The sequence below is a fragment of the Neorhizobium galegae bv. orientalis str. HAMBI 540 genome (genome assembly GCF_000731315.1).
Classification (GTDB): Bacteria; Pseudomonadota; Alphaproteobacteria; order Rhizobiales; family Rhizobiaceae; genus Neorhizobium; species Neorhizobium galegae.
Genome location: NZ_HG938353.1, coordinates 2,457,804 through 2,481,930, shown reverse-complemented (window position 1 = coordinate 2,481,930; position 24,127 = coordinate 2,457,804). Strand labels below are relative to the sequence as shown.

The following is a 24,127-nucleotide window of genomic DNA, read 5'->3' as shown; positions in this document are numbered from 1 at the left end:
TCGCGCCCGTTGCTGGACGACCGGCTGTGAAGCCGGCCTTCGCCGCGGCGGACACGACCATATTTCAGACATTGATTCAACCTCTTCCCGACCCGATTCCGTTCCCGCGTGCAAGCCTTTGATGCGGAATCCTTTTCGCTTAGAGGCCCAGTGCCGTCAGCATCACGAATGTCGCAAAGAGAACGAAGTGGGTCATGCCTTCGATGGCGTTCGTCTGCCCGTCGTTGAGGTTGATCGCGGCGACGATCAGGGTGACGGCGACCATGACGGTCTGAACCGGCGTCATCGCCATGACGAAAGGCTGGCCGCTGTAGAGCGCAATGCTCTCCATGACAGGCACGGTGAGGATGACGGTCGATAGCGAGGCGCCCATGGCGATGTTGACGACCGACTGCATGCGGTTGCGAAGCGCTGCGCGCAGTGCGGTCAGGATTTCGGGCGCTGCGGAAATCGCTGCCACCACGACAGCCATCAATGTCAGCGGCGCACCGCTGCCCTCCAGCCCGGCATTCATGAGCGTGGACATGAATTCGGCGAGGAAGCCGATGATCAGGACGCCGACAAGAATGACGCCGATAGAGATCGCCGCGGATTCATGCTCGGCTTCCGCCTGCGGCGCCTGTGTGCCGGTTGGCGGCTTCGCAGCGCGCGGATAGGTGTAGCTGAAGAAATAGCTGTGCGGCCCGACCTGCATCTTCAGGAAGACCGCATAGAGCGCGATCATCGCGCAGATCGTGAAGGCGGAATAATAGTGCCAGCGGTCGCCGGGGATGAATTCCGGGACGATCATGGAAATGCCCATGGCGGTCAGGATCATCACGCTGTAGGTGCGGCTGGAATCGTCGTTATAGGGCTGCTCGCCATGGCGCAGGCCGCCGAGCAGGGCGGCGAGGCCGAGGATGCCGTTGATGTCGAGCATGACGGCCGCATAGATCGTGTCGCGCACCAGGGTAGGAGAACTGGTGTTTCCCATCATGATGGCGAGGATGAGCACCTCGACCGCCACCGCCGACAGCGTCAGGATCATCGTGCCATAGGGATCGCCGACCTTGTGGGCGAGTATTTCGGCATGGTGGGCGACACGGGTGGAGACGAGGATGATGATGCCGATCAGGACGGCTGCGGCGATCAACGACGCCGTTTTGCCGGCCTCGAGCACGGAATGCTCGACGAAATAGGCGACGAAGCCAGCCGCCAGCGCGACGATGAGAAACCTTTCCTGCTTCAGCAGGGACAACAAACCCACGTTCCGCTCCTGACCTTGGCCGATGACAATCTAATGCGGCAACCGGCGGCATCAAGCACGGTTCCGCTTTCGCCTCGAAGATTTGCGGTTGGCGGTCTTTGATGCCATAATTTATGACGTGATTTGCGATGTGGCTTGGAACTTCGTGGCACCTTTTTCAATTTTTCACGCCGATGCCGCGACAGGACAAGGATCCGAATGGATCGAGGCAGCCATGAAAGACAGGAGGGAATATGACCAAGGTTACCTATAAAGTCGTGCCGCATGACGGCGGCTGGGCCTATCGCCAGGGCGACGTCTATTCGGAAACCTTTCCCAGCCATTCAGACGCCTTGCAGGCGGCGCGCATCGTAGCGGCCGAACAGCAGGTCGGCGGAGAGCCGGAAGAAATCAGCTGGCAGGACGAAAAGGGCATCTGGCACACCGAATACAGCGAGGGTGGCGACCGGCCCGAGGCCGAGGTCATGGATGGCGACGAGGCGCCGACCACCCACTGAAAACGTCAGCCGCGGACATAGTCCAGCAGGCCTCTGACGAGTGCGTCGAAGGTGACGCGCCAGCGGGGAGACGATTTCAGGTTTTCGTGCATGGCGACCCAGGTATCGAGCTGCAGCTCGAAGACGTCAGGCAGCACGCGGATGAGGTCCGGGTCGCGCCGGGCGATGCCGACCTGACAGATGCCGATGCCGACACCCCCGCGGATCGCCGCCAGTTGCGCCAGATTGTTGTCCGCCCGGTAGCTCCAGCGGATATTTTCTATATCGGGAAAGGCTGGGGAGGTCATGCGGATACGGTCCGCAGCGGCGCGAACGAAGGCGGTGCGGCGATCGAAGCCGATCAGCCGGTGGGTGGCCAGGTCTTCAGGGCTTTGCGGAACTCCATGTCGGTCCAGATAACGGCGATGGGCAAAAAGCCCGAGCGGGATTTCGCCGATATGGCGGGTGACGAGCGCATCCTGGGCCGGGCTGGTCATACGCACGGCAATATCCGACTCGCGCCTTAAAAGGTCTTCCAGCGAATCCGACAATGACAGTTCCAGCTCCAGCCCGGGATATTCGTCCTGGAGAGCCGCTAGGATGGGCGGGAGAACTTCAACGCCGATCACTTCGCTGGCGCTGATCCTCACCGTTCCCCTGACGGTGCCGATCTCGCCCGAGGCCAGCCGCTGCATGGCGGCGGCCGTGATGGCGAGATTTTCCGCATAGGGCTTCATCGCCAGCGACGGTTCGGTCGGCAACAGGCCTTGCTGCGAGCGAGTGAAGAGCTGGAAGCCCACTGCCTCTTCCAATGCATCGATGTGGCGGCCGACGGTCGGCTGGGTCAGGCCGAGTTCACGCGCGGCTGCAGACAGCGAGCCGAGCCGCAGGACGGCGAGGAAGGTGCGGTAGAAGTCCCAGCTGATATCATTCATTTTTGTATGGATGCCAAAGAAATTCTGTCAATTCCGTATAGGAGCGAAAGGCGCGATAGTCCAGCCAACGAAACGCAACCAACCGGAAGGACTATCGCCATGTCCGAACAATCAATGTCAAACCTCATCGCCCTCGTTCTCGGCGCCACCGGCGGCATCGGCGGCCACGTGGCGCGCGGCCTTATCGCCCGCGGCTGGACCGTCCGCGCCCTCAACCGCAAAGCCGGAGAGGCGGCGAAGCGGGAACCCCGCTTTCACTGGCTTCAGGGCGACGCGATGAATGCGGCAGACGTCCGCCGCGCCGCCCAGGATGCCAAGCTGATCGTCCACGCGGTCAATCCTCCCGGCTACAAGGATTGGGAAAAGCTGGTCCTGCCGATGCTCGACAACACGATCGCGGCGGCCCGCGCCGTCGGCGCCCGTATCCTGCTGCCCGGCACGGTCTACAATTACGGGCCGGATGCCTTTCCTGAGATCACTGAGGAGAGCCCGCAGAACCCGGTGACGCGCAAGGGCGCGATCCGGGTCGAGCTGGAACGCCGGCTGGAGGTCGCGTCGAGCGAGGGCGTGCCGGTGCTGATCGTGCGGGCCGGCGATTATTTCGGCCCCGGCGCAGCAAACAGCTGGTTCGCCCAAGGCCTGGTGAAACCCGGCAAGCCGGTGACATCGGTCAGCAGGCCGAATGCCCAGGGCATCGGGCATCAATGGGCCTATCTGCCAGACGTCGCCGAAACCATGCTGCGGCTGATCGACCGGGAGGGTGAACTACCGCGTTTCGCGCGTTTCCAGATGCGCGGCTTCTGGGACCGGGATGGCGGCGAGATGATCGCGGCGATCAGCCGGGTCGTCGGGCATCCGGTCAAGGTGAGGGCGTTTCCGTGGTGGTTGTTGAAGCTCGGCTCGCCCTTCGTGCCGATCCTCCGCGAGCTGGGCGAGATGCGTTACCTCTGGAAGACGCCGGTGCGGATGGGCAACGACAAGCTGCGGGCTTTCCTCGGCGAGGAGCCTTCGACGCCGATCGATGAGGCAGTTCGGACGACGCTTGTCGATCTCGGCTGTATCGAGCCCAAGCCGACCAAGGCTGCAAGGCCGGTGGCGCTTTTAGCCTGAGCGGTATTCTCAAAAGGAAAGGGCCGCTTTTAGGCGGCCCCGTCTCTGTTTCAATCACGCAACGGCTTCGAGTACCGGATAGTCGGTATATCCCTTGGCGCCACCACCGTAGAAGGTGGACTTGTCGACTTCGTTGAGCGGCGCATTGTCCTTGAAGCGCTGCACGAGGTCCGGGTTGGCGAGGAAGAGCTTGCCGAAGGCGACAGCGTCCGCATAACCGCTTTCGACGGCCTTGGAGGCGCTTTCGCGGTCATAGCCGTTGTTGACGAGCCAGCCGCCCTTGCCGCCGGCCTTGCGGTAGATATCCTTGAGTTCCTGGTAATCGAAGGGCTTGTCGCCCTGGAAGAAGGAGCGGTCGCCGCCGGTCGCACCTTCGATCACGTGGATGAAGGAGAGGCCGCGATGACCGAGCTGCTCGACGACATAGTTGAAGACGGCCTGCGGATCCTGATCGCTGACACCATTGGCGGGTGTCACCGGCGACAGGCGGATGCCGACGCGACCGGCGCCGATTTCCTTGGTCACCGCGTCGACGACTTCGAGCAGGAAGCGGGCGCGGTTCTCGATCGAGCCGCCGTATTCGTCGGTGCGCTGGTTGGCGCCCGACTTCAGGAACTGGTCGATCAGGTAGCCGTTGGCGCCGTGGATTTCGATGCCGTCGAAGCCGGCGTCCGTCGCGGCGCGGGCGCCCTTGGCGAAATCAGCGACGATGCCGGCGATTTCCGCATGTTCGAGCGCGCGGGGAGCGGAGGTATCGACAAAGGCGCCGTTGCCATCCGGATTGATGATGTAGGTCTTGCCGCCGGCGGGAATGGCCGAGGGTGCAACGGGAGCGCCGCCGTTCGGCTGCAGGGAAGTGTGCGAGACACGGCCGACATGCCAGATCTGGGTGACGATCTTGCCGCCTCTGCGGTGGACGGCATCCGTCACCTTTTTCCAGCCTTCGATCGCCTGCGGCAGATAAAGGCCCGGCACGTCCGCATAACCCTGGCCCTGCTGGCTGACCGGAGTGCCTTCGGTGACGATCAGGCCCGCGCTGGCGCGTTGTTCGTAATAGGTGACGTTGAGGTTGTTGGGGATCGCTTTCGGCGAACGGTTGCGCGTCAGGGGAGCCATGACGACGCGATTGGCGAGTTCGATATCGCCGAACTTTGTCGGATCAAAAATGCTTGTCATCGGAAATTCCTTATGCGGTTGGGAGGAGGGGCGGAGGGATCAGAGGGTCGATCTGAGATCGTCGAGGAAGGCCGCGATGGTTTTTTCGTCGCGGTGGTAGAATGCCCATTGGCCGACCCGGTCGATTTTCACCAGGCGAGCTTTCTCGAGCGTCGAAAGATGCGCCGAGACCGTGGATTGGGAGAGGCCGCAGCGTTTTTCGAACTGGCTGGCGCAGATGCCCATTTCGAGCGGATGCGCCTGATCGCAAAAATGACGTTCCGGCTCCTTCATCCATTCCAGGAATTCGACCCGGGTCGGATGCGCTAGCGCCTTGAGAATTTCCGTCTTGTCCATCGTCAGGATCCAACATCGGAGTTTCCCGATATATAGATCGTCTTGAGTCGATTTAAAGGAAGCGATTTGCGGAGAAGCGAAGGATTGTAAAAAAATGGGCCGCCGGATCGCTCCGAGGCCCAATAATTGTGAAGGTCAAAACCTCCAGAGGGGAACAGCCAACACAGACAACCAGGAGGTCGTCAGCGCGCGCCGGCTCAACTCAATATGGGGAGCCGGGTTTCGCTCGACAAGGGTGCGGATGGGATATTGAACAGAAGTTTTTGGCAACGATGGTTATGAGGAACCAGCGGGATGAGCCAATTCAGTATTTTGAGCAAAAAAAGAGGGCCACTGGATCACTCCAGGGCCCTATAAGTGTGAAGGTCAAAAAAAACCTCCAGAGGGGAACAGCTGCTGCGGCGGAACTGGGAGGAAAAGCCGCCATATGCATCAGCTATGTGCGATATGGTGGTTTTTTGTGCAGCGAACAATAGTCTTTTGTGCAGGCCAGCCATGCGCAAGCTGCAATGCTTTTATTTCACGCGCTCAATGGTTACATATCAGGCGGCCGCAGAAGCGTGAAACTCTCTGGATTTTCAGGGATTTTTCGTCGAACGCGGCTCATGCGCGAGCCTCAGAAATTCCAGTTGCGAGCCTTGCCGACCACGAAGTCGCGGAAGACTTTCAGCTTCGCGGCGTTCTTCATTTCATCCGGATAGCAGAAATAGGTATCGAAGGATGGAATGTCGGCATTGATCGCCAGCTGAATGAGGCCCGGGTCGCGGCCGACGATATAATCCGGCAGGCAGGCGATTCCTATCCCCAGCAGGCAGGCGCGCTTGATCGACGTCTGGCTGTTGATCTGCAGGTGCGGCGTGCGGGTATTGTCCGATGACCGGCCGGCATATTCCAGCCAGTTGACGTCGAGCAGGTAGTTCGGCGCCGGTTCCCCGAAGGTGATGATGCGATGATGGTCGAGATCCTCGACCGATTGCGGCTCACCGTAACGGTTGATGTAGGAGGGCGCTGCATAGACGTGCATGTGCACGGTGAAGAGCTTTCGCTGGATCAAGTCGGACTGGACCGGCTGGCGCAGGCGAATGGCGCAATCCGCATGGCGCATGTTGACGTCCACCTCCTCGTTGTCGAGGATCAATTGGATCGACATTTCCGGATAGAGCTGCAGGAATTCCTGCACCTTGTCGGTGAGCCAGCCCTGGCCGAGACCGACGGTCGTCGTCACGCGCAGCTTGCCGGACGGCTTTTCCGTCGTCTCGGTAAGCTGCATCTTCACGGTTTCGAGCTTCAGCAGCACATCGTGGGCGGTGCGGTAGAGCAGTTCGCCCTGTTCGGTGAGAATCAGGCCGCGCGCATGGCGGTGGAAGAGCTTTACGCCGACATCCTGTTCCAGGGCACTGACCTGGCGGCTGATCGCCGACTGGGAAAGATGCAGCTTGTCGGCCGCATGGGTGAAGGACCCTGCCTCCGCCGCCGCGTGGAAAATGCGCAGTTTATCCCAGTCGAGCGGCACACCCATTGTTCAACGTCACTCCGCGGCTATGGCGACCGGCTGAATGCCGGAGAGGTAGCGTTCGGCCTCGAGCGCTGCCATGCAGCCCATGCCGGCGGCGGTGATCGCCTGGCGGAAAGTGTCGTCCGTCACGTCGCCGGCGGCAAACACGCCGGGCACGTCGGTGGCGGTCGAATCGGGAGCCGTCCAGAGATAGCCGTTCGGCTTCATCTTCAGCTTGCCCTTGAAGAGTTCGGTCGCCGGCGCGTGGCCGATCGCCACGAAGACGCCGTGGATCGGGAAGTCCGTGACCGCGCCCGTCTGGGTATTGCGCAGCTTGACGCCCTCGACGGAGGGCGGCATCGGCGCCTTGGCCGGCTTGCCGGTGATTTCGGCGATTTCGGTGTTCCACAGCACATTGACATTGACGCGCTGGGACAGGCGTTCAGCCAGGATCTTTTCCGAACGGAAACTGTCGCGGCGATGCACCACGGTCACCGACTTGGCGATATTCGACAGGTAGAGCGCTTCCTCGACGGCGGAATTGCCGCCGCCGACCACGATCACGTCCTTGTTGCGATAGAAGAAGCCGTCGCAGGTGGCGCAGGCGGAGACGCCAAAACCCTGGAACTGCTGTTCTGTTTCGATGCCGAGCCATTTTGCCTTGGCGCCGGTCGAGATGATGATCGTCTCGGCGGTCCAGACGGCTCCCGAATCGGTGCGCACGGTGAAAGGGCGATGGTTGAGCTCGACTTCGGTGACGAGGTCGTTGACGATCTCGGCGCCCACATGGGTCGCCTGCTTCAGCATCTGCTCCATCAACCAGGGGCCTTGGATCGGATCGCCGAAACCGGGATAGTTTTCGACATCCGTGGTGATCATCAGCTGGCCGCCCTGTTCCATGCCGGCGATCAGAACCGGTTTCAGCATGGCGCGCGCTGCATAGATGGCGGCGGTATAGCCAGCCGGGCCGGAGCCGATGATCAGGACCTCGGTATGACGGGAGGACATGGATTATTTCCTTTCAAAGACCGGTCGACGTTTCTTTGCCCCTCATATAGGTGGTCGATGTCCGGTCTGCCGCTATAGAAGCGCCATGTAAGATCGATCCATGCAGCAATGCAAGGGCAGCCTTGCACTAACAACAGATCAGTTGGCATGGAACACGAAAGCCAGGCGCCTCGAGACATATTCTTGCGTAAAATTCGTCTTGCGATAAAAGCACTGCAGAACGAAGGGGACTTCTGTGCTTCGCGCCGATCTTGATGCCATCGACATAAAAATCCTGCGGGAATTGCAACGCGACGGGCGTATGACCAATGTCGAGCTCGCCGAGCGCGTCGGCATTTCCGCGCCGCCCTGCCTGCGCCGCGTGCGCAAGCTCGAGGAAGCCGGTATCATCGAGGGCTATCACGCGCTGCTCAACGCCCCGAAACTCGGCGTCGATCTCGTCGCCTTCTGCATGGTCGGGCTGAAGCGGCAGTCGGACGCGGACTTGAAGGCCTTCGCGGCGAAGGTGCAGCAATGGCCGATGGTGCGCGAGGCCTGGATGGTCAACGGCGACAGCGATTTCCTGCTGCGCTGCGCGGCCCAGAACCTCACCGTCTTCCAGGACTTCGTCATTGAAGTGCTGACCGCAGACCAGCACGTGGACACGGTGCGCACCATGCTGACCATCCGGCAGGTGAAGCATCTGGGCCTGGTCGAGATCTGAGGCGTACCGGCATGGCGAATCGCTTCGTCACTTGCTGCCGGCTGACCGAAACCGCTTTTTGTGGATGAAGGCAATCAGCTTGTCTTCCATCAAGCGCCGCTGCTTGGCGAAGGCGTAGAACCATTTCCGCTTGTTGGTTTTTCTGGCGCGGCCGGAGCTCGCCAGGATTTCGCTTGCGGCATCCGTGGTGGTGACGGGCGAGGGCCAAAAGGAATAACCGTGGCCGGTGCGGGTCAGCCAGTGGCGGAAATAATTGTCAACCGGGGCGAACATCTTGCGGTGCTCTGCGAGGAAAAGCCGGGCGCCTTCGCGCGACCAGACGATGGCGCTGGTGGTCATCGGAAAATAATGGGCCGCTACCAGTTCGCAGTCGTGGCCGCCGATGCCGTAGCGGGAAAGGGGAGTAGCGATCTTCAGCTTGTTGTTGCCGATGTTGATCAGCCGCCAGTCGGGATCGACCTTTTCAAGATCCGGGAGCGCCGCTTCGAGCAGTTCGACCGGGTTGCAGAGCGGTAGCGCATCGTCTTCCAGCACCAGCGCATAACGGGCTTCGGATTTCAGGAAATGCTCGGCGACCTTCAGATGGCTGCGGTAGCAGCCGATCTCGCCGCCGACGAGGGTGCGGCCCATATAGCTCTGGGCACGCTCGGCGTCGTAATCCGGGATCGTCGCGAGATCGAATTTGCGGCCGTCGACGGCGGAAATCCGCTCGAAGGGTACTCCAAAGGCTGAAAGCCGGTCGCTGATGGTCTGCAGGCGGTCATTGCTGCCATCCAGATTGATGACATAGGTCTCAAGCGATTGCATTTTTCCCTTTTCCGCCAAGGAGGCGCAGCGGCTTTTGGTCCGCCACTTCCGCTTCCGTCGCCGGTAGACTTGTGATGATGTAACGATGTGGTCGAAATTGTTCAGACGTTGCTATATCGCGGCCGTATCGTTTTTGGAACAGCGGCGCGTTTATGCCTGATAACATCGTCGGCTTGGAGGCTGAAGTCCTTCGGCAGCGCATGCGCAGCAGGGCCAACATTTCAGGGACAACCATTCGCCTACCCCTTGCGCAGGTTTTTCAACCGTAACATATAGGCGGCGCTGCCTATAGATGCTGGTTTCCGGTACAAAGCGGCGGAAAACAGACAGGCGAGGCGACATCGATGCGGGTTCACCAGTATATTTTCGGCAAGGACGGCGGAGCGGAGAAGTTCTTCGTGCATCTGGTCGGCGCGCTTGCGCGGCGTGGCGTAGAGCAGACGGCCGTAATGCGCTGGAACCGCCGCTGGAAGCCGGATGTCGAGGCCCATGCCCGCGTTATCGAAAGCAATTTCCGCAACCTCTCCATCGACCGTATCCTTCTGCCGATGAAGGTGCTCTCCATGGCAAAGCGAGACAAGGCCGACGCGATCATTTCCTGGTCCACCCGCGGCGCCCGGCTGATGCCGGACTATAAGGGCGGTATCAAGCTCTCCCGTCTCGGCGACTACCCCACCCATCTCGGCTATTTCAAGAACTCGGACATTCTCGTCTGCAATACGCCGGGCATTGCCGACCATGTGCGCAACAATCTCGGCTGGACCCGCGGCGTCGAGGTGATCTCGAACTTCACGGACACGTCGGTCGTGGCGCCGATCTCAAGGTCGGTTGCCGATACGCCGGACGGCGTGCCGCTGATCATGACGATGGGCCGTTTCGTCAAACGCAAGCGTTTCCATCTGCTGATCGAGGCGATGACGGCGGTGCCGGACGCCTATCTGTGGATCGCCGGCGACGGCGAGGAGCGGGAAGCGCTGGAAGCGGTCATGCGCGAGCACAAGATGGAGAACCGGGTACGGTTCCTCGGCTGGCACAAGGATACGCGGCCGTATCTGGCCGCCGCCGACATCTTCATCATGCCCTCCAGCCACGAGCCGCTCGGCAACGTCATTTTCGAGGCATGGGCGCAGAGCAAGCCGGTGATTTCGTCGCGCTCGGAAGGTCCGTCCTGGTTCGTACGCGACGGCGAAAACGGCCTGCTCGTCGATATCGATGACGTCGCCGGGTATTCGCGCGCTATCAACCAGGTGATCGCCGACCCGCAGTTGGCTGCGAGCCTTGGCGAACAGGGCAGGGCGACGCTGGTCGGGCAGTTTTCGGAAGAGGCTGTGGCGAACGCCTATATCGAGCTTTTCAAGCGGAAGCCGTGATCCGGTAGATATTGCCGAGCAGCTTTGCTTCGCCCTCGATGCTGAAATTTTCGAGCGCATGGGCGCGGGAGCGAATCGAGGCAGCCTTGCGGCGGGGCTCGTCGTCCATAAGGGCGGCGGCCGCTTCGGCCATCGCATCGACGCTATCGCGGGCGATGATCAAGCCGGTTTCCTCTTCGCCGGTCACTAGCAGTTCCGGGAATGCACCGACATCGGTGGCGATCACCGGCACCGCGGTCGCCATGGCTTCCAATGGCGTCAGCCCGAAACCTTCCCAGCGCTGCGGCGCGATGAAGAGGTCGAGGGCGCGATACCATTCGTTGATATCGGTATGCTCGCCGACGAACAGGATGCGGTCGGCGAGGCCGGCGGCGGCGACCTTCTTCTTCAACCCATCCTCGAAATCCACATGCGGGCCGGTGGCGCGGCCGGCGACGATCGCCGACCAGTCCCTGCGCTCGGCAAGCACCTTGATCATCGAATCGACGAAAAGATCGGTGCCCTTCTGGCGGCGCACGCGGCCGAAACAGCCGACAATCTTCTGTGCGGGATCGAGACCGCGGGCGCGCTTGGCCTCGGCCGTGTCCGATGGTGGCGAGAAGCGGTTGGTGTCGATGCCGTGCAGCACGACGGTGTTCTTGACCGTCAGGTAATCGGCCGTCTTGCCGCTGGTGGCGATCACGCCGTCCATTTTCGAGACCAGCCATTTCGTCCAGCCGGTATGGCGGCGCTGCGAGGCTGAGGTGAAGACGATCTTCATCGGCATGCGCAACACGTCACGCATGAAAATTGCCGGCAGCATCTCGATATTACGGCGTGCGTGCCAGATCCGGCACCGCCTGCCGCGCGGCGGCGACCAGAGGCGGAAGAGGTCGCGATAGCGGATATGCGGCAGATCGCTGGGCAGGCCGGGGCCAAGCGCTGCGACCTTCTGGCCAAGCGATCTCTGGACGGGGACGAGCTGGATGATCGTCGACGTGACGCCGGAGAGGCGCCGCTTGAAATTCGGCGCGATGACTTCGACGTCACGGATATCGATGATGGCGGGATCGCCGTTTTTGCCCACGGGCGTATCAGCCCCAGGAAATGGCGAGGATGGCGTAGGCCTTGGAGCCGCCGGGAGCGACCACTTCGATGGAATCACCCTTTTCCTTGCCGATCATCGCGCGCGCGATCGGCGAGGAAATGGAGATGCGGCCGGCCTTCACGTCGGCTTCCTGGTCGCCGACGATCTGGTAGATCTTTTCCTCGTCGGTGTCCTCGTCGATGAGCTTCACGGTGGCGCCGAACTTGATCTTCGAGCCGGACATTTTCGACAGGTCGATGACTTCCGCACGCGCGGTCAGGTCTTCAAGCTCGGTGACGCGGCCTTCGTTATGGCTCTGTGCCTCCTTGGCGGCATGGTATTCTGCATTTTCCGAAAGGTCGCCATGGGCGCGCGCTTCCGCGATTGCCTCGATGATACGGGGGCGCTCCTCCTGCTGACGCCAGCGCAGCTCCTCCTGCAGCTTGGAAAAGCCACTCTGCGTCATCGGTACCTTTTCAACCATTTCCTTGTCCTTCAGGCGCATGCCCGCGGATGCCGCGGACACAAAAAGAAACAGGTTCCGGAGCGAAACTTCGGAACCATCGTAAAATCAGAATGTAGGTCACTATAACAGAATTTCGACAGCGAACGCTAGGAATTTCGAAACCTTGTCCGTGTGCCCCTCCCTCAGCATGTGGATACAAGCGGCACCATTTGTCAATGACTTGACAGGCGGAAAAAGAACGTTTAGCGAACACTCCAATGAAGAAGTCGCTGAAAGAACGCCTGGCGTTCCTTTCGGATGCTGTTACATGCGATGCTTCCCGTGCCTCCAGCGAAACCGTGACGCGGGGCTTGTCCGCGACAGGCCGGCTAGGTTCGACGGTAGTTCGGACGTCTGCCATGCCTATACGCCAGACGGGCGATGCATATCGCTCCTCAAGAAGAACCTGCTCACCAATTTCTGCTCCCCGGTAGCGGGGCCGACTCAGGCAGGATTTGAATTGGATCAAGCGCTTGGCGGCGCGAGCGCAGAGACTGATTCAGGCCGCCGGGGGACGAAAGTGGGGTTGTTCGGCAGGTTGGGTGGATTGTAGCCACCGGCCGCAATGCGCTTCTGCACCGAGACATGGATCTGTGCGTTGGCGTCGATTTTGCGCGGTTCTCCGAGTGGGATGTAATAGGGGCCAAGCCGTGGCCATTTCCGCGTGGACGTCTTGGAGAAACGGCGAGGGATAAATTCGACGAAACGCCAGAAGAAGCCCTTCAGGGATTCGTTTATTGGCCCCAGGGGGTCCGGAGCGACATATTCCGGGTTGCCGATGCCCAGGACCAGCATGGGTGCGCTGTCCGGGTTTGGTTCAACGCCATGGGCGCATGCCTCGTCGAACAGCCATTCAAGCGCTACCTTGGCGAGGCCGCTATCTTTTTCGGGATTGCCGCCGCCGACGTCGCCGTGGCAGCCCGCAAACCATACTTCCTGGAAATCCTGGGGTTTCTTTTGGAACGCTTGAGCCGCTTCCGACCAATAGTCGTATTGTTGTTCCGGTTTCCAGAGAGACGGACGGAACATCGACCGCCGCTCGTCAATCGCAACTGCATGGCGCACGATTTCGATGCGGTCGTTCTGGTTGGTGAAAGGCTGCTGTTTTAGTTGAAGGCCGAAACCGGTGGGGCGCGGTTCGAAAACGGAACTTACCGTGTCCCAAAGGCCGACGAAATGAATACGTATCTGCCGCGCTTGAAGGACTTTCTGATAGTGCCTGATCTCACCGCCGAAGCCACCGCCGGCATCCAGACGTTTGTAGGCGCGATAGGCATAGTCGAGGAGATTAAGCTGATCGCTTGAAATCAATCCGACCATCCGAATAAAGCCGGTGAGAAGGCGCACAGTATAGGCGCCCCTGCTGAAACCGAAGGCGAAGATGCGGTCACCGGGTTTGTAAACCTCAACAAGAAACCGATAGGCTTCGAGCACATTGTCGTCGATCCCGACGCCAAAGGCGAGGCCGGCCCTGATTTTGATCCACGACCGGACCCGTTTCAGCATGCCCGTCATGCCAAAAGTTCCCACGCCGGGATCATAGAAGACATGTTGTCGAGCATTACGCTCAAGCGCGCCGTAAAGCCTCAGGACGTTCGTCCTGTCGCCACCGATTTCATTCGACGTGCCATCGCACAATATTACGATATTCTTGGACATGCCTTGCACCCCGAGCATCCGTTTGAACGGTAGCATTCGAAGGCAATTTTTGCAATCCTGAGTAGATTTCGTGTTCAAAAGCCCGCGCAGGAGTAGGCGCGGGACCTGTCAAGATTTCAGGCGAAATAGCTCTGCAGCGGGCGGACTTCGAGATTGCCGGCTTTCAGCGCCTTGATCGCGAGTGCCGCAGCTTCAGCGCCGGCCATGGTGGTGTAGTAAGGCACTTTCTGCATCAGCGTCGCGCGGCGCAGCGATTTGGAATCGGAGATCGCCTTGTTGCCGTCCGTGGTGTTGATGACAAGCTGGACCTGGCGGTTGCGGATCGCGTCCTCGATATGCGGGCGGCCTTCCAGCACCTTGTTGATGCGGGTGGAGGCAATGCCCTGTTCGGCGAGGAAGCGGGCGGTGCCGCCGGTCGCCAGAACCTTGAAGCCGATGTCGGTCAGGATGCGGATTGCCGGAAGCACCCGGATCTTGTCCTCGTCGCGCACGGAGACGAAGACCGTTCCGTCACGCGGCAGTTCGACACTGGCGCCGAGCTGCGACTTGGCGAAGGCTAGCGCGAAATCCGTGTCGAGGCCGATGACTTCGCCGGTCGAGCGCATTTCCGGGCCGAGCAGGATGTCAACGCCAGGGAAGCGAGCGAACGGGAAGACGGCTTCCTTGACGGCGATGTGCTTCAGCGCGCGCGGATCCGGCTTGGTGCCGTAGGCCGCGAAGGTCGCGTCGAGCTTTTCGCCGGCCATGACGCGGGCGGCGATCTTGGCGATCGGCGCGCCGATGGTTTTTGCCACGAAAGGCACGGTGCGCGAGGCGCGCGGGTTGACTTCCAGCACATAGACAGTGCCGTCCTTGATGGCGAACTGGACGTTCATCAGGCCGACGACATGCAGAGCCTTGGCCATGGCCTTCGCCTGGCGTTCCAGTTCGTCGATCATCTCAGGCGACAGGGTGCGCGGCGGCAGCGAGCAGGCGCTGTCACCCGAATGGATGCCGGCTTCCTCGATATGCTCCATGATGCCTGCGACATAGACGTCGGTGCCATCGCAGACACAATCGACGTCGACTTCGATGGCGTTGCTCAGGTAGCTGTCGAACAGAAGCGGGTTCTTGCCGAGCAGGGTATTGATCTGGCCGGTCTTGTCGTTCGGGTAACGCTGCTTGATGTCTTCCGGCACCAGGCCCGGCACCGTGTCGAGCAGATAGGTCTGCAGCATCGATTCCGAATGGATGATCTGCATGGCGCGGCCGCCGAGAACGTAGGACGGGCGCACGACCAGCGGGAAGCCGATTTCCGAGGCGACCAGGCGGGCCTGTTCGACGGAATAGGCGATGCCGTTGTTCGGTTGGTTGAGGTCGAGCTTCATCAGGAGCTTCTGGAAACGGTCGCGGTCTTCCGCAAGGTCGATCATGTCGGGCGCGGTGCCGAGGATCGGGATGCCGTTCTTTTCAAGCGCTTCGGCGAGCTTCAGCGGCGTCTGGCCGCCGAACTGGACGATGACGCCGACCACTTCGCCCTTTTCCTGCTCGGCGCGCAGGATCTCGATCACGTCTTCGGCTGTCAGCGGCTCAAAATAGAGCCGGTCTGACGTGTCGTAGTCGGTCGAGACGGTTTCCGGGTTGCAGTTGATCATGATCGCTTCGTAACCGGCATCCTTCAGCGCGAAGGCGGCGTGGCAGCAGCAGTAATCGAACTCGATGCCCTGGCCGATGCGGTTCGGACCGCCGCCGAGGATGACGACCTTCTTGGCGGTCGACACTTCCGCTTCCGAGCGCAACTCGCCGACGAACGGCGTTTCATAGGTCGAATACATGTAGGCGGTCGGCGAGGCGAATTCGGCAGCGCAGGTGTCGATGCGCTTGAAGACCGGGCGGACGTTCAGGCTGTTGCGCAGTTCCGCCACTTCCTTCGGCCGTTTTTTGGTGAGGCTGGCGAGGCGGGCATCGGAAAAGCCCATGGCCTTCAGCATACGCAGGTTCTCGGCATCGTCCGGCAGGCCGTGCTCGCGGACGCGGGCTTCCATGTCGGTGATGCCCTTGAGCTGGGCGATGAACCACGGGTCGATCTTGCAGGCCTCATGGACTTCGCCTTCGGTGAGGCCAAGGCGTAGCGCCTGGGCAACCATGCGCAGCCGATCCGGGGTCGGCGTGCCGATTGCGGCGCGAATGGCGTTCTTGGAGTTCTCGCCTTCCTCGAAGCCGGGAATTTCGATCTCGTCGAGGCCGGTCAGGCCGGTTTCAAGGCCGCGCAGCGCCTTCTGCAGCGATTCGGCGAATGTGCGGCCGATCGCCATGACTTCGCCGACCGACTTCATCGCAGTCGTCAGGACCGGCGAGGCGCCCGGGAATTTTTCGAAGGCAAAACGGGGGATTTTCGTGACCACGTAGTCGATCGACGGTTCGAAGGAGGCAGGGGTGGCGCCGCCGGTGATGTCGTTGTCGAGTTCGTCGAGCGTGTAGCCAATCGCGAGCTTGGCGGCGACCTTCGCGATCGGGAAGCCGGTGGCCTTGGAGGCGAGCGCCGACGAGCGCGAGACGCGCGGGTTCATTTCGATGACGACGAGGCGGCCGTCCTTCGGGTTGACGGCGAACTGCACGTTCGAGCCGCCGGTCTCGACGCCGATCTCGCGCAGAACCGCGATCGAGGCGTTGCGCATCATCTGGTATTCCTTGTCGGTCAGCGTCAGAGCCGGCGCGACGGTGATCGAGTCGCCCGTGTGGACGCCCATCGGATCGATGTTCTCGATCGAGCAGATGATGATGCAGTTGTCCGCCTTGTCGCGGATCACCTCCATCTCGTATTCCTTCCAGCCGAGCACCGATTCTTCGATCAGCACTTCGGTGGTCGGCGAGGCATCGAGGCCGCCGGAAACGATCTCGAAGAATTCCGAGCGGTTATAGGCGATGCCGCCGCCGGTGCCGCCCATGGTGAAGGAGGGACGGATGATGGCGGGTAGGCCGACCACGTCGATCGCCTGGGCGGCGATCGCCATGGCGTGGCTGATATAACGCTGCTTGCGGTCGGTCTCGCCAAGGTTCCACTGGTTTTCGAGCTCGTCGAGTGCCTTGTCGAGTTCGGCACCCGTCAGGCTTTCCTTTACCCGGTTGCGCTCGATCTCATGAACTTTACGGTCGGTATCCTTGATGTCGGTGGCGTTGGCCAGCATCGACTTCGGGGTTTCTAGGCCGATGCGGGACATGGCTTCGCGGAACAGGGCGCGGTCTTCGGCCATGTCGATGGCGGCCGGCTTGGCGCCGATCATCTCGACATTGTAGCGGTCGAGCACGCCCATTCTCTTGAGGGAGAGCGCGGTGTTGAGAGCCGTCTGGCCGCCCATGGTCGGCAGCAGTGCGTCCGGACGTTCCTTGGCGATGATCTTGGCGACAACTTCCGGGGTGATCGGCTCGACATAGGTGGCATCCGCCAGTCCCGGGTCGGTCATGATCGTCGCCGGGTTGGAATTGACCAGGATGACCCGGTAACCTTCTTCCTTCAGCGCCTTGCAGGCTTGGGTGCCGGAATAGTCGAACTCGCATGCCTGGCCGATGACGATCGGACCCGCGCCGATGATGAGGATCGATTTCAAATCTTGGCGCTTTGGCATGGGTTGTCTTTCCGCTTTTTGCCTGCGCAGAAAACCGGCACGGCGTGGAATACCACCGGTCGGGTCGCGCGAGCATGTCTTTTCAGGCTAGACGCGGCTTATAGGCAAATGTTCTAGCGAACGGAACCCCATAAATCGCCAAATCGACAGAAATCGCGGCCGGTTTTTGAGGCGTTCCAATAAAGAAGTCTTAATCAGGTTTGCGTATTGTCAAGAAATCGGGGGCTTTCTATCGAGACGTTTGCAGATGCGGCAACGGGGGTTGCGCACGGGGCAGGCCGTGCGGTTTCTGGCATGTTTCGTGCGCGAGTGCGGCTTTCGGCTGCGCAAGGATGCGTTGCTCTACGCGCTTATCGGCTTCTATTCGCTCGGAGGCCTGATATTCCTCGGCCTTACCGGCACGACGGAGATGATTTCGTATCAATTTTACTTCGATCAATGGCCAGCGGTGTTTGCTGTTTTCCTGCCGCTGATGGCGGTCATTATCGATCTGTCCATGCTGACATTGCGTTTCGACAGGCGGCGGCCGCTTGCCTATCGCCGCGTTTTTTCCGCCCGCCGCGTTGCCTCTCTGGTCTCCGGTGTGCTGTTGATGATGGGCCTGATGGTTTTCCAAGGCACGTTCACCTCGATCAAAAACGCCTTGCCGACGCTGCAAGGTGGTTTCCATTACGACAAGATACAGGCGGATATCGACGCCTGGATATATTTCGGCTTGGATCCGTGGCGGCTGCTGCATGCGGTGGCCGGTTACGACGTGGTTCTTGCCATCGTCGAATTCAACTATAGCGCGGCGTGGTTCATCATCTGCTTCGGCGCGCTCTTCTTCGCCCTGACGTCACCAGCCGCAGACGATATTCGCCAACGTTACATGCTGCTTTTTCTGTTTGTCTGGGTCATATGCGGCAATGTGCTTGCGGGTATGTTCCTGTCGGCCGGTCCGGTCTTTTACGGTGCCGTGACCGGCGACCACACACGGTTTGCCGCGCTGACGGCGTTTCTTGCTCAGAGCCAGTGGGTGAATTCCGCAGCGCATTACCAGTCCTATCTCTGGAGCCTCTACGAACAGGGCACCTCTGGTTTCGCAGGCGGTATTTCCGCCTTTCCGAGCGTCCATGTCGGCTTGACTACCCTCAACGCTTACTTTCTGGCCGAACGTTCCCGCGGCCTCGGCATCGTGGGCTTCATCTATGTAGGCTTCATCCAACTGAGCTCCGTCTATCTTGGCTGGCACTATGCCATCGACGGGTAAGTCTCGTTCATGATCGTGACGCTGGCCTATTTCTCCGCGTCGGCGTTGTGGCGAGTGCCTTTCGTGTTCACCCGGCGTTCGGACGCTGCTGCAGCGTAGCCAAGGGGTGGTAATCTAGTCGAACCGCGACCGCACGGCGTCCATATAAGTGCGGCTCACGGGGATTTCAGTGCCATCCTTCATCATCAGCACAAGCTTGCCGTTGTCGCGTTTCAGTGTTTCGACATGGGCATCCGCCACCCAATGGGAGCGGTGCACCTGCAGGCCGGGCGTGGCCCCAAGTTCCTTCAGGGCGTCGGCGAAACGCAGGAGGACCAGTTCATGGCCGCGGGTGGTGACCACGTCGGTATAGTGATCCTCGACTGAAAGCCGCAGGATTGCGCCGCGGTTCTGGGGTTTCAGCCGGGCGAGGATTTCAGGTTCGGATACGGGCCAAGCGGCCTGCGCTGCAGCAGGAGAAGGTGATGCAGGCGGGGCTGGCGTGGAAATCTCGGCGATCTGCCGGTGCATGGCCGTGTAGGTCAGAAGACAGAAGACGGCGCAGAGCGGCAGCGCAAACAGCGCCCGGTGGAAGCCGGTTTCCATCTCGGTCCAGTGGCCGAAGAAGGCGAAATCGATGGCGCCGAGTGCAAAGCCGATCGGTAGGGCTGCAACCAGCGAACCGATCATCATGCGGGCGAGCGTATGGTTGATGCGGTTGCGCAGCAGGATTTCCGCCATGATCGACAGACAGATGGCGATCGTCCAGGTGACGGCATGGACGATCAGCCAGTAACCGAGCCGGACGCCGAGCGTCATCCGCTCCAGCGTGCCGTAGGGGCCGGTGACGACAAAGATCAGGATGACGAGCGTAAAGGTCGTCCAGAAGCGCCAGGAGCGGGTGAAGAGCTGCAATTCACGAAGCGTGGAGCTCAAAAACGAGTGATTCACGAAGTTTGTCCGTCGTCTGCGCCATTCCGATTGAGGGCAAGCCAGTCATGGCGGAAACAGGCGATCAATTCAATCGCCTCCCGTTCTCGCCGATTTCGACAGGTACTTCCCATGAACCTTCAACCGCTTCTTGACGCCCCGCTTGCCGTGCAAGTCCATGTGGCGGCAGTTCTGCCGGCATCGGTGCTCGGCGCCTATATCCTTCTCAATCGCAAGGGCACGCCGGTCCACCGCCTGCTCGGCAAGATCTGGATGGCGCTGATGGTCATTACCTCGCTTTCCAGCTTCTTCATCCACGAGATCAATCTGTTCTACGGCTTCAGTCCGATCCATCTCCTGTCGGTCTTCGTGCTCGTGGGGGTGTGGCGGTCGATCAGTGCGGCGCGCGCTCATAATATGAGGGCGCACAAGGCGACCGTCATCGGCATGTATTTCGGCGGCATCGTCATCGCTGGCCTGTTCACGCTGATCCCGGGCCGGATCATGAACACCGTGGTGTTTTCCGGCGGACCGAGCTGGATTTTGCTTCTGACGCTCATCGCGATCGCCGGGACGCTTCTTCTTCAGCAGAGGCTGGCGTCGCGGCGAATTTAGGAGCTTGTATCAAGAATTTCCTCGAAGCGTACCGTTCGGCGCCTTCCTGTCATGGACAGGCCAGGATTGCGGGATTAGAGCTGCAACCAAGACACTTGCAGCAACGGCCATCCGCGATGACGACCGCTTGCGCGGAGGAAATTCAATGGCCGATGCAACATCCAAACCCGTTTCCGCAACTGCCGCCGAAGTGACGATCCTGCCGATCATCCTGGCGGTCAGCTTCTGCCATATGATCAACGACATCATGCAGTCGATGATCTCAGCGATCTATCCGATGCTGAAGACGGATTATGCCCTCGATTTCTGGCAGATCGGCATATTGACGCTTGCCTTCCAGTGCACGGCCTCGCTGCTACAGCCGGTGATAGGCATCATCACCGATAAGAAGCCGTTCCCCTATTCGCTGCCGGTCGGCATGGGTTCGACCTTCATCGGCCTGTTCATGCTGGCGAACGCACATTCCTATGGGGTGCTGGTGATCTCCGCCTCGCTGATCGGCATCGGCTCGGCCGTCTTCCATCCGGAATCCTCGCGCGTGGCGCGGCTTGCTTCCGGTGGTCGTTACGGGATGGCGCAGTCGGTCTTCCAGGTCGGCGGCAATTTCGGCCAGTCGATCGGCCCGCTGCTCGCAGCCTTCATTATCGTGCCGAACGGTCAGGGCAGCGTTGCCTGGTTCTCGGGAATCGCGCTGCTCGGCATTGTCGTCCTGTCGTGGGTGGCGCGCTGGTACAAGGCGCATATGCTCGCCAACCAGGGCCGCAAGCGGGTGCTGAAGGCCCATAACCTTTCAAAGCGGACGGTGACCATCTCGCTCATCGTGCTGACCATCCTGACCTTCTCCAAGAACGCATACATGGCGTCGATCAGCAGTTATTATACATTCTTCGTCATCGAGCGCTTCCAGGTGACGGTGCAGCAGTCGCAGATCATGCTGTTCATCTTCCTCGGCGCCGTCGCACTCGGCACTGTCATCGGCGGGCTAGTCGGCGACAAGTTCGGCTCCAAGGTGGTGATCTGGTTCTCGATCCTCGGCGTGCTGCCGTTCACGCTCGCCATGCCGTTTGCCAACCTGCCGGTGACGATCGGGCTTTCGGCGATCATCGGTTTCATCATGGCATCGTCCTTCCCGGCGATCGTGGTGATGGCGCAGGAACTGGTGCCGGGCCGGGTGGGGATGATCGCCGGCATCTTTTTCGGGATCGCCTTCGGGATCGGCGGCATCGCCGCGGCGGTGCTCGGCATCTTTGCCGACCGCTACGGCATCACCTTCGTCTACAATGTCTGCGCTTTCCTGCCGGTATTCGGATTGCTGACGGTTTTCCTGCCGGGCAAAAAGGCTCTGCGGGTCGCCTGAAGACGAATCTTCGGCTATGTGATGCGGGGACGGATCGCTTTTGCGGCCGCCAGCGTTATATCGGCCAGGATTCGGTCGAACAGGAGAGCACGACATGGAATGGAGAGGGCGCCGGCAATCGGACAATGTCGAGGACCAGCGCGGCGCTTCCATGGACGGCAGTCCGCTTGGTCGAGGCGGCCTGCGCATCCCGATCGGTGGCGGTGGCCGCCGCGGCGGAGGGCTCGGCATCGGCGGGATCATCGTCATCCTGATCATCTGCTGGATCACCGGCATCAACCCGCTCTCGCTGCTATCAGGCGAGCTCGGCATGGACGGTTCGGGTTTCGAGCAACAGCAGACGACCGGCAACCGCACGCCGGCCAATGACGAGACGACCGCATTCGTGCGCACCGTGCTGGCGGAAACGGAAGATACCTGGAACGGCATTTTCCAGGCCAACGGCCAGCAGTATCAGGAGCCTACATTGGTGCTGTTTTCCGGCAAGGTGAACTCCGCCTGCGGATTTGCGTCTTCCGCGACGGGGCCCTTCTATTGCCCCGGCGACCACAAGCTTTATCTCGACACCAATTTCTTCAAGGAGCTCGAACAGCGCTTCGATGCTGCCGGCGATTTTGCCGAGGCCTATGTGATCGCCCATGAGGTCGGCCATCACGTGCAGAATCTTCTCGGCATCCTGCCGAAATTCAACCAGGCCCGCCAGCGGATGAGCGAGGCCGATGCCAACCGCATGTCGGTGCGCGTCGAGCTGCAGGCCGACTGCTTTGCCGGCGTCTGGGGCAAGTTCACCCAGCAGAAGGGCATTCTCGATACCGGCGACCTCGAAGAAGCGCTGAACGCCGCGCAGCAGATCGGCGACGATACGCTGCAGAAGCGCAGCCAGGGCTACGTCGTGCCGGAAAGTTTCAACCACGGCACTTCGGCGCAGCGCGCACGCTGGTTCAAGCGCGGGTTTGATACGGGCGACATGAAGGCCTGCGATACGTTCTCGGGGAATGTTTAGGCTCTAGAGAGGGGCGATCTGGCGCCGCGCTTTATTGGTTCCCGATCTCGAATGCCGCGTGCGTTCCCTCACCCCGCAAGCGGGGAGAGGGAGGAGTAAAGTCAGGCGCCTACTTATACATCCCCTCGCGCAGGTTGATGCCGTATTCCACATAGGCTTTCAAGGCGCAGAGCATCTGCGACCAGCCCTGGCAGTTGCCGTAGGAGGCTGAAAGGCCGCCGGGTGTTTCGCGCCAGCCTTCCTCGGCGATCGTCACCAGCGTGCGATCGCCCTCCAGTGGCTCGAAGGTCATGGTGACCGTTGTCTTGTAGTGGGCGGGAGTGACGTTCTCCGGTCCCTGTTCGGCCGCATTGCCTTCCGTCGCGTCCCAGCGCAGCACGATCTTGCTGTTCTTCTCCACCTCGACGACTTCAACGGGAAAGGCGCCCGGGAAGTCGTGAAAATCCCAGGTGACCGTTGTGCCGGTCTCCAGCCGCCCCTTGGCGCCGCCTGTGGTGAAATAACCCGAAAGCTTTTTGGGATCGGCGACGGCCTCGAACACTTCCTCGACCGGTTTTGAAATCCGGCCGGATACCTTGAATTTCAGTTCCATGATCTTTCTCCCTTGTTTCTCCTCACATTATGTTATAAAAATATAACATGTCAAGCAGTGAAAAAAATGATCGTATTTTCAAGGCTCTAGCGGCTCCGGTTCGCAGGGAGATTCTGGACGAACTGAAGGACCGGCCGCAGAAGACGGGCGATCTCTGTGCCCGGTTTCCGAAGCTCGACCGCTGCACCGTCATGCAGCATCTGAAAGTTCTGGAGGGTGCCGACCTGGTGCTGGTGAAGCGCGAGGGCCGGGAGCGCTGGAACCATCTGAACCCGCTGCCGATCAAGGCGATCCACGACCGCTGGATCGGCGCCTATGCGGCGCATGCCGTGGATATGCTCGACCGGATGAAGCGGGATCTGGAAGACTAGCGGATCAGCAGCGCGGTGCCGTAAAGCCCAAGCGCGAAAACGGTGTGGGCGGCGAAATTGAGAAAGCGAACCTTGTTCGGCCTCGGCGTCTTCGACGCGGCCCAGCCGAGGCCAAGGCCCGGCTGCATCAAGAACCAACCGGCGCCGATGGTGACGATGCCGAAGATCCAGGCGGGAATGAAGCTCGGCGCAGCGAACCAGCTCTGCCCAATGATCAGGGCAAGGATCACGCCGTAGAGAATGCCGATGGCATAATGGCCTGCCCAGCCGAGCGGGAGCTCATGTCGATAGGGTTCGGCTGCCGCGATGCTGTCGTGAAACACCTTTCCGCGCTGCAGGTGCCAGAACCAGCGCCCGGCCGGAGCCCAGTTGGCCTTGGGCTGACCGAAGACCCTGTTCAGCACGATCGCCCAGAGGTCCATCAGGATGGTGGCGCCGAGCCCGATGAGAATGCCGCGCCAGAGAAGTTCGATCATGAGAGGCCGCCGAAGAGAGGGAAGTTCAATTCCAATCTCTAAGAGGTCCGGTTTG

General features: G+C 60.7%; 24 protein-coding genes and 1 pseudogene. 10 read left to right on the top strand and 15 right to left on the bottom strand.

The features are described from left to right. Positions 1 to 139: 139 nt before the first annotated feature. The gene (locus RG540_RS12285) at positions 140 to 1,246 is read right to left on the bottom strand and encodes a calcium:proton antiporter (protein ID WP_038588269.1); all 1,107 of its coding nucleotides are present in this window, start codon (positions 1,244 to 1,246) and stop codon (positions 140 to 142) included. Positions 1,247 to 1,479: 233 nt separating this feature from the next. Between RG540_RS12285 and RG540_RS12280 the strand changes: the two genes are divergently transcribed. Continuing rightward, a complete protein-coding gene (locus RG540_RS12280; protein ID WP_038544166.1) occupies positions 1,480 to 1,743 on the top strand; it encodes a DUF2188 domain-containing protein in 264 nt (87 codons plus the stop codon). A gap of 5 nt (positions 1,744 to 1,748) precedes the next feature. Here RG540_RS12280 and RG540_RS12275 read toward each other — a convergent pair whose 3' ends face one another. After that, the gene (locus tag RG540_RS12275) at positions 1,749 to 2,657 is read right to left on the bottom strand and encodes a LysR family transcriptional regulator (RefSeq protein ID WP_038588266.1); all 909 of its coding nucleotides are present in this window, start codon (positions 2,655 to 2,657) and stop codon (positions 1,749 to 1,751) included. A gap of 99 nt (positions 2,658 to 2,756) precedes the next feature. Between RG540_RS12275 and RG540_RS12270 the strand changes: the two genes are divergently transcribed. After that, positions 2,757 to 3,767: an NAD-dependent epimerase/dehydratase family protein gene (locus tag RG540_RS12270; protein WP_038588263.1), complete on the top strand. Its 1,011-nt coding sequence runs from the start codon at positions 2,757 to 2,759 to the stop codon at positions 3,765 to 3,767. Positions 3,768 to 3,821: 54 nt separating this feature from the next. On the opposite strand, the gene RG540_RS12265 is transcribed toward RG540_RS12270, so the two are convergent. From RG540_RS12265 to trxB, 4 genes are all read right to left on the bottom strand, one after another. Next, positions 3,822 to 4,943, bottom strand: coding sequence for an alkene reductase (locus tag RG540_RS12265; RefSeq protein ID WP_038588260.1), 1,122 nt, complete (start codon positions 4,941 to 4,943; stop codon positions 3,822 to 3,824). Between the two features lie 39 nt (positions 4,944 to 4,982). After that, entirely contained in the window at positions 4,983 to 5,279 is a 297-nt protein-coding gene (locus RG540_RS12260; protein WP_038588257.1) for an ArsR/SmtB family transcription factor, read from the bottom strand. 616 nt (positions 5,280 to 5,895) lie between these two features. Beyond that, positions 5,896 to 6,792 carry a LysR family transcriptional regulator VtlR gene (locus tag RG540_RS12255; protein WP_038549439.1) on the bottom strand — a complete coding sequence of 299 codons (897 nt, stop codon included), beginning with the start codon at positions 6,790 to 6,792 and terminating at the stop codon, positions 5,896 to 5,898. Positions 6,793 to 6,807: 15 nt separating this feature from the next. Further along, positions 6,808 to 7,782 carry a thioredoxin-disulfide reductase gene (gene trxB, locus RG540_RS12250; protein WP_038588254.1) on the bottom strand — a complete coding sequence of 325 codons (975 nt, stop codon included), beginning with the start codon at positions 7,780 to 7,782 and terminating at the stop codon, positions 6,808 to 6,810. Positions 7,783 to 8,017: 235 nt separating this feature from the next. On the opposite strand from trxB, the gene RG540_RS12245 reads away from it, so the two are divergent. After that, a complete protein-coding gene (locus tag RG540_RS12245; protein WP_038544156.1) occupies positions 8,018 to 8,485 on the top strand; it encodes an Lrp/AsnC family transcriptional regulator in 468 nt (155 codons plus the stop codon). A 27-nt stretch (positions 8,486 to 8,512) separates the two neighbouring features. Here RG540_RS12245 and RG540_RS12240 read toward each other — a convergent pair whose 3' ends face one another. Then, complete coding sequence (locus RG540_RS12240; RefSeq protein ID WP_038588251.1) at positions 8,513 to 9,292, bottom strand: glycosyltransferase family 25 protein; 780 nt, start codon at positions 9,290 to 9,292, stop codon at positions 8,513 to 8,515. After that, complete coding sequence (locus tag RG540_RS32370; RefSeq protein WP_151043300.1) at positions 9,279 to 9,527, bottom strand: hypothetical protein; 249 nt, start codon at positions 9,525 to 9,527, stop codon at positions 9,279 to 9,281. Before RG540_RS32370 ends, RG540_RS12240 begins: the two co-directional genes overlap by 14 nt. Positions 9,528 to 9,636: 109 nt before the next feature. On the opposite strand from RG540_RS32370, the gene RG540_RS12235 reads away from it, so the two are divergent. After that, positions 9,637 to 10,662, top strand: a complete 1,026-nt coding sequence (locus tag RG540_RS12235; protein ID WP_038588248.1) for a glycosyltransferase — start codon at positions 9,637 to 9,639, stop codon at positions 10,660 to 10,662. Here RG540_RS12235 and RG540_RS12230 read toward each other — a convergent pair. Continuing rightward, complete coding sequence (locus RG540_RS12230; RefSeq protein ID WP_038593652.1) at positions 10,646 to 11,704, bottom strand: glycosyltransferase family 4 protein; 1,059 nt, start codon at positions 11,702 to 11,704, stop codon at positions 10,646 to 10,648. The two genes, RG540_RS12235 and RG540_RS12230, sit on opposite strands and share 17 nt — an antisense overlap. A gap of 31 nt (positions 11,705 to 11,735) precedes the next feature. Then, the gene (gene greA, locus RG540_RS12225) at positions 11,736 to 12,212 is read right to left on the bottom strand and encodes a transcription elongation factor GreA (RefSeq protein WP_038593649.1); all 477 of its coding nucleotides are present in this window, start codon (positions 12,210 to 12,212) and stop codon (positions 11,736 to 11,738) included. A 239-nt stretch (positions 12,213 to 12,451) separates the two neighbouring features. Between greA and RG540_RS33150 the strand changes: the two are divergent. Continuing rightward, positions 12,452 to 12,657: pseudogene (locus RG540_RS33150) on the top strand (putative DNA modification/repair radical SAM protein); the annotation flags it as partial. Positions 12,658 to 12,698: 41 nt separating this feature from the next. On the opposite strand, the gene RG540_RS12220 reads toward RG540_RS33150, so the two are convergent. Next, positions 12,699 to 13,892 carry a DUF2235 domain-containing protein gene (locus RG540_RS12220; protein ID WP_038593646.1) on the bottom strand — a complete coding sequence of 398 codons (1,194 nt, stop codon included), beginning with the start codon at positions 13,890 to 13,892 and terminating at the stop codon, positions 12,699 to 12,701. A 116-nt stretch (positions 13,893 to 14,008) separates the two neighbouring features. Continuing rightward, positions 14,009 to 17,497, bottom strand: coding sequence for a carbamoyl-phosphate synthase large subunit (carB, locus tag RG540_RS12215; RefSeq protein ID WP_038588245.1), 3,489 nt, complete (start codon positions 17,495 to 17,497; stop codon positions 14,009 to 14,011). Between the two features lie 166 nt (positions 17,498 to 17,663). On the opposite strand from carB, the gene RG540_RS12210 reads away from it, so the two are divergent. Next, positions 17,664 to 18,749 (top strand): phosphatase PAP2 family protein, encoded by a 1,086-nt coding sequence (locus tag RG540_RS12210; protein ID WP_157884615.1) that lies wholly within the window; start codon positions 17,664 to 17,666, stop codon positions 18,747 to 18,749. A gap of 114 nt (positions 18,750 to 18,863) precedes the next feature. Here RG540_RS12210 and RG540_RS12205 read toward each other — a convergent pair whose 3' ends face one another. Continuing rightward, the gene (locus RG540_RS12205) at positions 18,864 to 19,679 is read right to left on the bottom strand and encodes a LytTR family DNA-binding domain-containing protein (RefSeq protein ID WP_038588243.1); all 816 of its coding nucleotides are present in this window, start codon (positions 19,677 to 19,679) and stop codon (positions 18,864 to 18,866) included. Between the two features lie 111 nt (positions 19,680 to 19,790). Between RG540_RS12205 and RG540_RS12200 the strand changes: the two genes are divergently transcribed. From RG540_RS12200 to ypfJ, 3 genes are all read left to right on the top strand, one after another. After that, positions 19,791 to 20,273 (top strand): DUF2306 domain-containing protein, encoded by a 483-nt coding sequence (locus tag RG540_RS12200; protein WP_038588240.1) that lies wholly within the window; start codon positions 19,791 to 19,793, stop codon positions 20,271 to 20,273. A gap of 145 nt (positions 20,274 to 20,418) precedes the next feature. Then, positions 20,419 to 21,630: an MFS transporter gene (locus tag RG540_RS12195; protein WP_038588238.1), complete on the top strand. Its 1,212-nt coding sequence runs from the start codon at positions 20,419 to 20,421 to the stop codon at positions 21,628 to 21,630. Between the two features lie 94 nt (positions 21,631 to 21,724). Further along, entirely contained in the window at positions 21,725 to 22,633 is a 909-nt protein-coding gene (ypfJ, locus tag RG540_RS12190) for a KPN_02809 family neutral zinc metallopeptidase (protein ID WP_038544141.1), read from the top strand. Between the two features lie 109 nt (positions 22,634 to 22,742). Here ypfJ and RG540_RS12185 read toward each other — a convergent pair whose 3' ends face one another. Continuing rightward, positions 22,743 to 23,225 carry an SRPBCC family protein gene (locus RG540_RS12185; RefSeq protein ID WP_038588236.1) on the bottom strand — a complete coding sequence of 161 codons (483 nt, stop codon included), beginning with the start codon at positions 23,223 to 23,225 and terminating at the stop codon, positions 22,743 to 22,745. Positions 23,226 to 23,272: 47 nt separating this feature from the next. Here RG540_RS12185 and RG540_RS12180 point away from each other — a divergent pair, with 47 nt between their 5' ends. Continuing rightward, positions 23,273 to 23,596, top strand: coding sequence for an ArsR/SmtB family transcription factor (locus tag RG540_RS12180; protein WP_038588234.1), 324 nt, complete (start codon positions 23,273 to 23,275; stop codon positions 23,594 to 23,596). Here the strand turns inward: RG540_RS12180 and RG540_RS12175 are convergent. Next, on the bottom strand, positions 23,593 to 24,072 hold the full coding sequence (locus RG540_RS12175; RefSeq protein WP_038588231.1) for a DUF2938 domain-containing protein: 480 nt from the start codon (positions 24,070 to 24,072) through the stop codon (positions 23,593 to 23,595). The genes RG540_RS12180 and RG540_RS12175 overlap by 4 nt on opposite strands. Positions 24,073 to 24,127: the final 55 nt, after the last annotated feature.

Coding starts and splice junctions, on each gene's coding strand:
- RG540_RS12280 (WP_038544166.1), top strand. CDS start 1,480: ATGACCAAGGTTACCTATAAAGTCGTGCCGCATGACGGCGGCTGGGCC.
- RG540_RS12275 (WP_038588266.1), bottom strand. CDS start 2,657: ATGAATGATATCAGCTGGGACTTCTACCGCACCTTCCTCGCCGTCCTG.
- RG540_RS12270 (WP_038588263.1), top strand. CDS start 2,757: ATGTCCGAACAATCAATGTCAAACCTCATCGCCCTCGTTCTCGGCGCC.
- RG540_RS12265 (WP_038588260.1), bottom strand. CDS start 4,943: ATGACAAGCATTTTTGATCCGACAAAGTTCGGCGATATCGAACTCGCC.
- RG540_RS12260 (WP_038588257.1), bottom strand. CDS start 5,279: ATGGACAAGACGGAAATTCTCAAGGCGCTAGCGCATCCGACCCGGGTC.
- trxB (WP_038588254.1), bottom strand. CDS start 7,782: ATGTCCTCCCGTCATACCGAGGTCCTGATCATCGGCTCCGGCCCGGCT.
- RG540_RS12240 (WP_038588251.1), bottom strand. CDS start 9,292: ATGCAATCGCTTGAGACCTATGTCATCAATCTGGATGGCAGCAATGAC.
- RG540_RS32370 (WP_151043300.1), bottom strand. CDS start 9,527: ATGGTTGTCCCTGAAATGTTGGCCCTGCTGCGCATGCGCTGCCGAAGG.
- RG540_RS12235 (WP_038588248.1), top strand. CDS start 9,637: ATGCGGGTTCACCAGTATATTTTCGGCAAGGACGGCGGAGCGGAGAAG.
- greA (WP_038593649.1), bottom strand. CDS start 12,212: ATGGTTGAAAAGGTACCGATGACGCAGAGTGGCTTTTCCAAGCTGCAG.
- RG540_RS12220 (WP_038593646.1), bottom strand. CDS start 13,892: ATGTCCAAGAATATCGTAATATTGTGCGATGGCACGTCGAATGAAATC.
- carB (WP_038588245.1), bottom strand. CDS start 17,497: ATGCCAAAGCGCCAAGATTTGAAATCGATCCTCATCATCGGCGCGGGT.
- RG540_RS12200 (WP_038588240.1), top strand. CDS start 19,791: ATGAACCTTCAACCGCTTCTTGACGCCCCGCTTGCCGTGCAAGTCCAT.
- RG540_RS12195 (WP_038588238.1), top strand. CDS start 20,419: ATGGCCGATGCAACATCCAAACCCGTTTCCGCAACTGCCGCCGAAGTG.
- ypfJ (WP_038544141.1), top strand. CDS start 21,725: ATGGAATGGAGAGGGCGCCGGCAATCGGACAATGTCGAGGACCAGCGC.
- RG540_RS12185 (WP_038588236.1), bottom strand. CDS start 23,225: ATGGAACTGAAATTCAAGGTATCCGGCCGGATTTCAAAACCGGTCGAG.
- RG540_RS12180 (WP_038588234.1), top strand. CDS start 23,273: ATGTCAAGCAGTGAAAAAAATGATCGTATTTTCAAGGCTCTAGCGGCT.
- RG540_RS12175 (WP_038588231.1), bottom strand. CDS start 24,072: ATGATCGAACTTCTCTGGCGCGGCATTCTCATCGGGCTCGGCGCCACC.